Origin of the sequence: Brevibacillus sp. GCM10020057, assembly GCF_042683565.1 — a bacterium.
GTDB lineage: Bacteria > Bacillota > Bacilli > Brevibacillales > Brevibacillaceae > Brevibacillus.
Map to the genome: position 1 here is coordinate 80,446 of NZ_JBHUJW010000012.1, position 6,338 is coordinate 86,783.

4 protein-coding genes, 15 tRNA genes and 1 rRNA gene are annotated in these 6,338 nt (G+C 52.1%); 1 reads left to right on the forward strand and 19 read right to left on the reverse strand.

Translation table 11 applies throughout. The features are described 5' to 3' along the window. Positions 1-64 precede the first annotated feature (64 nt). The 3 genes from ACFSO0_RS04885 to ACFSO0_RS04895 form a co-directional block, all read right to left on the reverse strand. Positions 65-1,189 (reverse strand): MGDG synthase family glycosyltransferase, encoded by a 1,125-nt coding sequence (locus ACFSO0_RS04885; RefSeq protein ID WP_376877164.1) that lies wholly within the window; start codon positions 1,187-1,189, stop codon positions 65-67. Beyond that, the gene (locus ACFSO0_RS04890) at positions 1,189-1,773 is read right to left on the reverse strand and encodes a YkoP family protein (RefSeq protein ID WP_376877166.1); all 585 of its coding nucleotides are present in this window, start codon (positions 1,771-1,773) and stop codon (positions 1,189-1,191) included. The genes ACFSO0_RS04885 and ACFSO0_RS04890 overlap by 1 nt, the downstream gene beginning before the upstream one ends. Before the next feature lie 69 nt (positions 1,774-1,842). Continuing rightward, on the reverse strand, positions 1,843-2,493 hold the full coding sequence (locus ACFSO0_RS04895; RefSeq protein WP_376877169.1) for a TerC family protein: 651 nt from the start codon (positions 2,491-2,493) through the stop codon (positions 1,843-1,845). A gap of 214 nt (positions 2,494-2,707) precedes the next feature. On the opposite strand from ACFSO0_RS04895, the gene ACFSO0_RS04900 reads away from it, so the two are divergent. Further along, a complete protein-coding gene (locus tag ACFSO0_RS04900) occupies positions 2,708-3,865 on the forward strand; it encodes a sensor histidine kinase (protein WP_376877172.1) in 1,158 nt (385 codons plus the stop codon). A gap of 365 nt (positions 3,866-4,230) precedes the next feature. On the opposite strand, the gene ACFSO0_RS04905 is transcribed toward ACFSO0_RS04900, so the two are convergent. From ACFSO0_RS04905 to ACFSO0_RS04980, 16 genes are all read right to left on the reverse strand, one after another. Next, a tRNA-Gly gene (locus ACFSO0_RS04905) sits at positions 4,231-4,304 on the reverse strand. Between the two features lie 12 nt (positions 4,305-4,316). Beyond that, a tRNA-Leu gene (locus ACFSO0_RS04910) sits at positions 4,317-4,404 on the reverse strand. Between the two features lie 26 nt (positions 4,405-4,430). Further along, a tRNA-Pro gene (locus ACFSO0_RS04915) sits at positions 4,431-4,507 on the reverse strand. A 27-nt stretch (positions 4,508-4,534) separates the two neighbouring features. Continuing rightward, positions 4,535-4,611: transfer RNA gene (locus ACFSO0_RS04920), tRNA-Arg, on the reverse strand. A 154-nt stretch (positions 4,612-4,765) separates the two neighbouring features. Continuing rightward, a tRNA-Gly gene (locus ACFSO0_RS04925) sits at positions 4,766-4,841 on the reverse strand. 32 nt (positions 4,842-4,873) lie between these two features. After that, positions 4,874-4,960: transfer RNA gene (locus tag ACFSO0_RS04930), tRNA-Leu, on the reverse strand. Between the two features lie 73 nt (positions 4,961-5,033). After that, positions 5,034-5,109 (reverse strand) — tRNA-Lys (locus ACFSO0_RS04935). Between the two features lie 12 nt (positions 5,110-5,121). Next, positions 5,122-5,206, reverse strand: a tRNA-Tyr gene (locus ACFSO0_RS04940). 5 nt (positions 5,207-5,211) lie between these two features. After that, positions 5,212-5,287, reverse strand: a tRNA-Thr gene (locus ACFSO0_RS04945). A gap of 108 nt (positions 5,288-5,395) precedes the next feature. Further along, positions 5,396-5,472, reverse strand: a tRNA-Asp gene (locus ACFSO0_RS04950). Between the two features lie 88 nt (positions 5,473-5,560). After that, positions 5,561-5,637: transfer RNA gene (locus ACFSO0_RS04955), tRNA-Met, on the reverse strand. 68 nt (positions 5,638-5,705) lie between these two features. Next, positions 5,706-5,781: transfer RNA gene (locus ACFSO0_RS04960), tRNA-Val, on the reverse strand. Positions 5,782-5,868: 87 nt separating this feature from the next. Then, positions 5,869-5,942: transfer RNA gene (locus ACFSO0_RS04965), tRNA-Glu, on the reverse strand. Between the two features lie 19 nt (positions 5,943-5,961). Beyond that, a tRNA-Thr gene (locus ACFSO0_RS04970) sits at positions 5,962-6,037 on the reverse strand. 7 nt (positions 6,038-6,044) lie between these two features. After that, a tRNA-Asn gene (locus ACFSO0_RS04975) sits at positions 6,045-6,120 on the reverse strand. Positions 6,121-6,173: 53 nt separating this feature from the next. After that, positions 6,174-6,338 (reverse strand): 23S ribosomal RNA (locus ACFSO0_RS04980); the annotation flags it as partial.

A 6,338-nucleotide genomic window follows, 5' to 3' on the forward strand; every position in this document is an offset into this window, starting at 1 on the left:
ATATGTGTGGAGGAAAAGCGGTTCATTCGTCATGGCGCAAGAATTTTACTGCCAATTTATAGCTTTATAACCTGAGCAGATATTCTGCGATTTCGCGGGTGGCTTCCGGACGACGCAACCGCTCCATTTTCTCGATCTCCTGCTCCCACACCTCCCGATCTCTCCAGCGGCTGACGATGTCGCGGATATCCGCAGGCTTCGCCGCTGCGGCCGCCGCCTGGTTGCGCTGCAAAAATTCGCTGTTTTGCCGCTCCTGCCCCGGCAAGGGCTTGTACAAAATGATCGGGGTTTTCAGCGTCAGCGCCTCTGCGCAGCTGATTCCACCCGGTTTGGAAATATACGCATCTGCTGCCCCGATCCACTGCCACATCTGCGGCTCGTAGCCCTTGATCCAGACGAGGTGGCGCAGGCGGCCCTGGCGGCTCAGCCATGCTTGCAGCTTTTCCTGCAGCCGCATGTTTTTGCCGGTGACCACGACGACTTGCAGCGGCTCGGAAAATTGCACCAGTGCCTGCAGCACATCCTCGATCCCGCCGTAACCGCCCTCGCCTCCGCTCACCAGGACCGTAAACGTCTTTGGCTGAAGACCGAGGCGAGACTTCCAGACAGGCTTGTCGATTTGCTGCGCCTCGCGAAAAGCCGGCCGCACCGGAATACCGTGGACGCGAATTTTATCCGCAGACACCTGGTATCGGTCGGTCAATATTTCCGCCAGCTGTTCATGGGCCACGATGTACGTATCGACGAGCGGATCGACCCAGAAATGGTTCACATGGTAATCGGTCGGGACACTCACCAGATGAAACGGCCGCGCTGCGCTGCGCTTGGCCCTTGCCAGCGCCGCCAGACAACAGGCATGCGTAGCGACAACCACATCGGGCTGCTCGCGTTCCAGCACTTGCTGCGCAAGCCGTTGGGACAGCCACCAGCCAAGCGGCTTTTTCAGCGCCTTGCTCCACATTTTCTCCCGCTCATAGATGCGTTGCCAGAGCAGGGGCGCATAGCGCAGCATCGCCGCATAAAAAAAACGGGACAGCTCAAGCAAAGCGGGACTGGCCGTCTCCAAACCACCTACGATTCGCACAAACTCAACATTTTCCCGAAGCAGCTCTTCTGCCAGAGCCTGAGCAGCCATGCGGTGACCACTGCCCGCCCACTCTTCCGTCACGAGTACAAAACGCCTGCCCATCAGTTCGTGTCTCCCGTCGTCTGATTGCCAGAACCGTATCTTGCAAGCAGTGTTTCTTTGGACATGTACACGCGCTTCAACGGCATCTCGTGATTCCACGCCTGTACCCGCCTTTTCCCATCCGGGTGAATGATGCGCAACAAGAGGCGCAAATACCACCGTTTGTAGCGGAAGAACCAGTTCATAGGCACATCCGAGATGGAGAAGCCAAGGGGCTGCACCCCTTTATGCAGCATCGTCGTGCCGACAATTCCTTTTATATCCTCCTTGTTCTCCAACGTCTCCAGGTAATGCGCCAGCTTCGGCAGCGACTGCATGATATGACGGCGCAGGAGCAAGGCCAGTTTGAGGTCATCCTTGACCCCTTTACAGAGGGTTGCGAAGTAGTAGTTATGAATGTGGATCTTGAGAATCAGATCACCGTTGTGGATTCGTTTATGATCGGTGGTGACGAGTGTCTCCCCTCGATAACGAAGCGGAACAACACGAAAAATATTGGCTCCCTTTTCGATGTAGCGCAGCCGCGTGCAGCGCTGATAAATGTTGTCCCACACCCCCCAGAGCATCAAAAGACTCGAATTCATCTGCATCCGGTTCCTTTCTGCCATGTTTAGTTGTAGTATGCCCCAGATTCAGGCATTTCCATCACCGGATTACGCCCTTTTCATACGTCCCCACGCCATGACGAGGGCGGCGATGATGACGGGAAGCCACGCGTGGTTGAGCATAAGCGGATTGATCCATTTCCATATGTAAGGGTCCTCCAGACACATATCCGCAGCGGTGAACGCAAGAATGCCTCCCCCCAGGATGACCAGCCACGAGAAGCGGTTCATCAGACGAGCAATCCAGGCACTCCCCCACATCAACAGCGGAATGCTCATCAAAAGCCCAAGAACGACCAGCCACAATTCCCCGTGTGCCGCGCCACCGACTGCCAGCACATTGTCCAGGCTCATCACAAAATCCGCCAAAATGATCGTCCGCACAGCTTGCCCCACCGTATGATTGCGCGAAACTTCCGCCACTTCTTCGTTTTCCCCTATAATCAGCTTGCACGCGATCCAGAGCAGCAATAATCCGCCGGTCGCTTTGACTAGCGGTATGTCAAGCATCCAGGTCGTCAAGCTTGTCAAAAATATGCGCAGCCCGATGGCGCCTAATGTTCCGTACATGACCGCGCAGGCTCGCTCTCTGTGTGGAAGCCCCCGGCAAGCCATTCCGATCACGACGGCATTGTCGCTGCTCAGCACGAGATCGATCAGAAAGATATGCACCAGTCCCAGCCAAAAATGCTCCTCCATCCTTGCCTCCCCTGGTCCACCAACGTTTGTCCATTCTACTTTATGCGACTAGAATCGGACTAATGATTAAATATTTTTCCGAAATAAGGAAGCTTTTGGCGGATTTTGTAGATGAAAAGTTCAACAAAAAAATCATTTTATTGCGAATTTAGGAGATTTATACCTTGTCTTTCCGCCCCCTTTTCTTATACGATTTTAGTGGGGTGGATAAGAGATGGTGGACACTGTGACGCTTAATTTGTATGACATTTCGAGGAAAATTTTAGATATGGCGCCAAATATTACTACGTTGTGGATGCAAGAAATTGTTCGTAGTATGGAAATTCCTGTAACAATCCCCCGTGATTTTGCAGAAAAGCGCACGGTACTCTTGGCTCGTTATCTGGTGGAAGATGTGGATCAGGATATGCAAGCCTGGTCACTGGATATGGGCGAGTGGTTGCGCTCTCAGGAATTCCCCTTCTCCTCCATTTTGCGCACATATCAACTGTATCGGAACGTCTTTTGGAGAGTCGTTCAGCCCGAACTTCATAAATGGTCATTGTCTCCTGCAGATATGCTCTATCTGGAAAACCAGCTCGGGAAGGCGATGGACGAGAGTGTCTTCTGGGCCGTGTACCATTTTGAGCAGATGATGAACGAGGAATTGGTTCAAAAGGAAGAAACGATCTCTTACCTGCACAACGACAAATTGACGATGCTCGGCAAAATCGCCGCTAACATGGCTCATGAGCTGCGCAATCCGCTCTGTGCAATCGAAGGCTTCCTCAAGCTGATCAGCGAGTCTACCAAAGGACAGGCAAAGCTCCAGTCGTACATCCAGGTCATCATGCACGAGTTTGAAAATTTGCATCGTCAACTGACGGGATTTTTGAGCTTCTCGAAAAAACCGATCCTGGATGAAATATTCAAGACCGTTCAAGTAGAAAGCCTTTTTGAAGAAGTGGAATTGCTCATCACTCCGCGCCTTTTGGGAGAAAACATTCACTTTGCAAAACAAATCCACCCCTGCTCGCTTGCTTGTTATGAAGAAGGACTGAAGCAAGTGATCGTCAATCTGCTGAACAATGCGATCGATGCAGTCCAGCACCGGACGGATAAATGCATCCAGGTCATTTCTACTACCTCCGATGGTTGGCTGTATTTGAGCGTGGAGAACAACGGCGAAATGATCCCGCCCGAAATTGTCGAGAATCTGTTTCAGCCATTTTTCACGACGAAACAAAACGGGACAGGCATCGGTCTTTCGATTTGCAAAAATATTATTGAGAAGCATAACGGAACCATTCACTGCGACTCCAACGAGGTACGCACGCGCTTTATCGTCTCCCTGCCTCTCGAGACGAGCGAGAACCGGGAGCAGCAGTTTTGATATGCTTTGATCTTTGCATGCACATAAAAAAAGCCTCCTGAAATCAGGAGGCAAGGCAAGAGATCCGTTACCTATCGTGTGGGTAAACGATCTACAGCCTACTCTACACGAAAACATATGTTTCTACCACCAAAAAGATTAGACACACTTCGACAAGCCCAGGATCTGAGCAGTCCGTTCTGAAACGGTTGCCCCGATCCTTTTTTGTGCCTTCTTTCCGGCAAAAAGCGACTTCCCAAGGTCACCAAAAGCATTTCTTCAAAGACGCTTACAGATAGCGGGCTTCCTTGCCGATGGGACGGCAAGAAAAGTAGAAGCACAAACAAAAAAACAGGGCAACCAAATCAGCTCCCTGTTCATTCGTATGGAGCGGGTGATGGGAATCGAACCCACGCGACCAGCTTGGAAGGCTGGGGTTCTACCATTGAACTACACCCGCATGTCATTGTGATGGTGCCGAGGACCGGACTTGAACCGGTACGGGAGAAACTCCCGACAGATTTTAAGTCTGTTGCGTCTGCCCATTCCGCCACCCCGGCAAAGCTAGATAATGATGGGCAAATCATGGTCGGGAAGACAGGATTCGAACCTGCGACCCCTTGGTCCCAAGCCAAGTACTCTACCAAGCTGAGCTACTTCCCGACTGTACATGCTTCTTTATTTTAAGAGTGGCGTGCCCTGAGAGATTCGAACTCCCGACCTTTTGATTCGTAGTCAAACGCTCTATCCAGCTGAGCTAAGGGCACATATTGTATGGAGCGGACGACGGGTCTCGCTTCCAACCGGCGCCGCTGCGTCGAAACGCTTCCTGACAAGCCGGATCTGTAGTACCCGAGCGATTCTCCTTTGTCCAATCTTCGAGGGTGAACCCGGTACGGGTGAGAGACCTGAAGATCATCATGGAGCGGACGACGGGTCTCGAACCCGCGACCTTCGCCTTGGCAAGGCGACGCTCTACCAATTGAGCTACGTCCGCATGCAACGTTGAAATTGGTATTCGGGGTGGTTTGGTGCGGTCGAGAGGACTTGAACCTCCACGGTGTTGCCACCACTAGAACCTGAATCTAGCGCGTCTGCCAATTCCGCCACGACCGCATGTGTACTTGTCTTCGCTGAACGACCAGTCACGCTTTGCCAAGCTGTGCCTCGCGATACAGGAAGAAAAAACTGGTGAGCCATGAAGGACTCGAACCTTCGACCCTCTGATTAAAAGTCAGATGCTCTACCAACTGAGCTAATGGCTCTCGAAATATACGTGGTGGGGAGAGACGGATTCGAACCGCCGAACCCAGAGGGAGCAGATTTACAGTCTGCCGCGTTTAGCCACTTCGCTATCTCCCCGCAAATGGTGCCGGCAATAGGACTTGAACCCACAACCCCCTGATTACAAGTCAGGTGCTCTACCAATTGAGCTATACCGGCGTACTTGTCTATTTTATCAAAACCATTCCGGATATTCAATGATTTCTTAAATATGTTTTAACATTTTCATATCCATTGATGGCCGCCATTTCTTTGAGTAGTGAGAAATGGCGGAGCTGACGGGACTCGAACCCGCGACCTCCGGTGTGACAGACCGGCGTGAACTCCAACTTCACCACAGCTCCACTTAAAAAGAAGCATTGGTTGCACGATACAGATGCTTCTATTCCCTGTAATTCCGATACGTGATCGAATAGTACCAGAGGAAAAATTTGGTTGCGGGAGCAGGATTTGAACCTGCGACCTTCGGGTTATGAGCCCGACGAGCTACCGAGCTGCTCCATCCCGCGACGATGACCATGTACGGCCAAGTGTCGACTCTACGACAAGACGCTGCGCTTTTCGTTGATCAACAGGGTGGTGGAGGCTGACGGGATCGAACCGCCGACCCTCTGCTTGTAAGGCAGATGCTCTCCCAGCTGAGCTAAGCCTCCATGTCCCCTCGCAAAGAAGCCTCTATGCTCTGCAGCAAATTCGCCACTCATTGCGGGGAGCCCAATTGCTCGTGAGGTATGTTCAGGTGACCCGTAGGGGATTCGAACCCCTGTATGACAGCGTGAAAGGCTGCTGTGTTAAACCGCTTCACCAACGGGCCATACATGCGAAAATTTTGCTGGTGCTCCCGACAGGAATCGAACCTGCGACCTCTTCCTTACCATGGAAACGCTCTACCGACTGAGCTACAGGAGCATAAAGATGGCTCCTCGGGACGGACTCGAACCGCCGACCGATCGGTTAACAGCCGATTGCTCTACCAACTGAGCTACCGAGGAATAATGAAGGATTCGCACCTTCAAAACTGGATCTGCATGCTTGCCAAGGGTGTGTGGATAAGTCCTCGACCGATTAGTATTCGTCAGCTCCACGCGTTACCGCGCTTCCACACCGAACCTATCAACCTCATCGTCTATGAGGGGTCTTACCAGCTTGACGCTGTGGGAAATCTCATCTTAAGGGGGGCTTCACGCTTAGATGCTTTCAGCGCTTATCC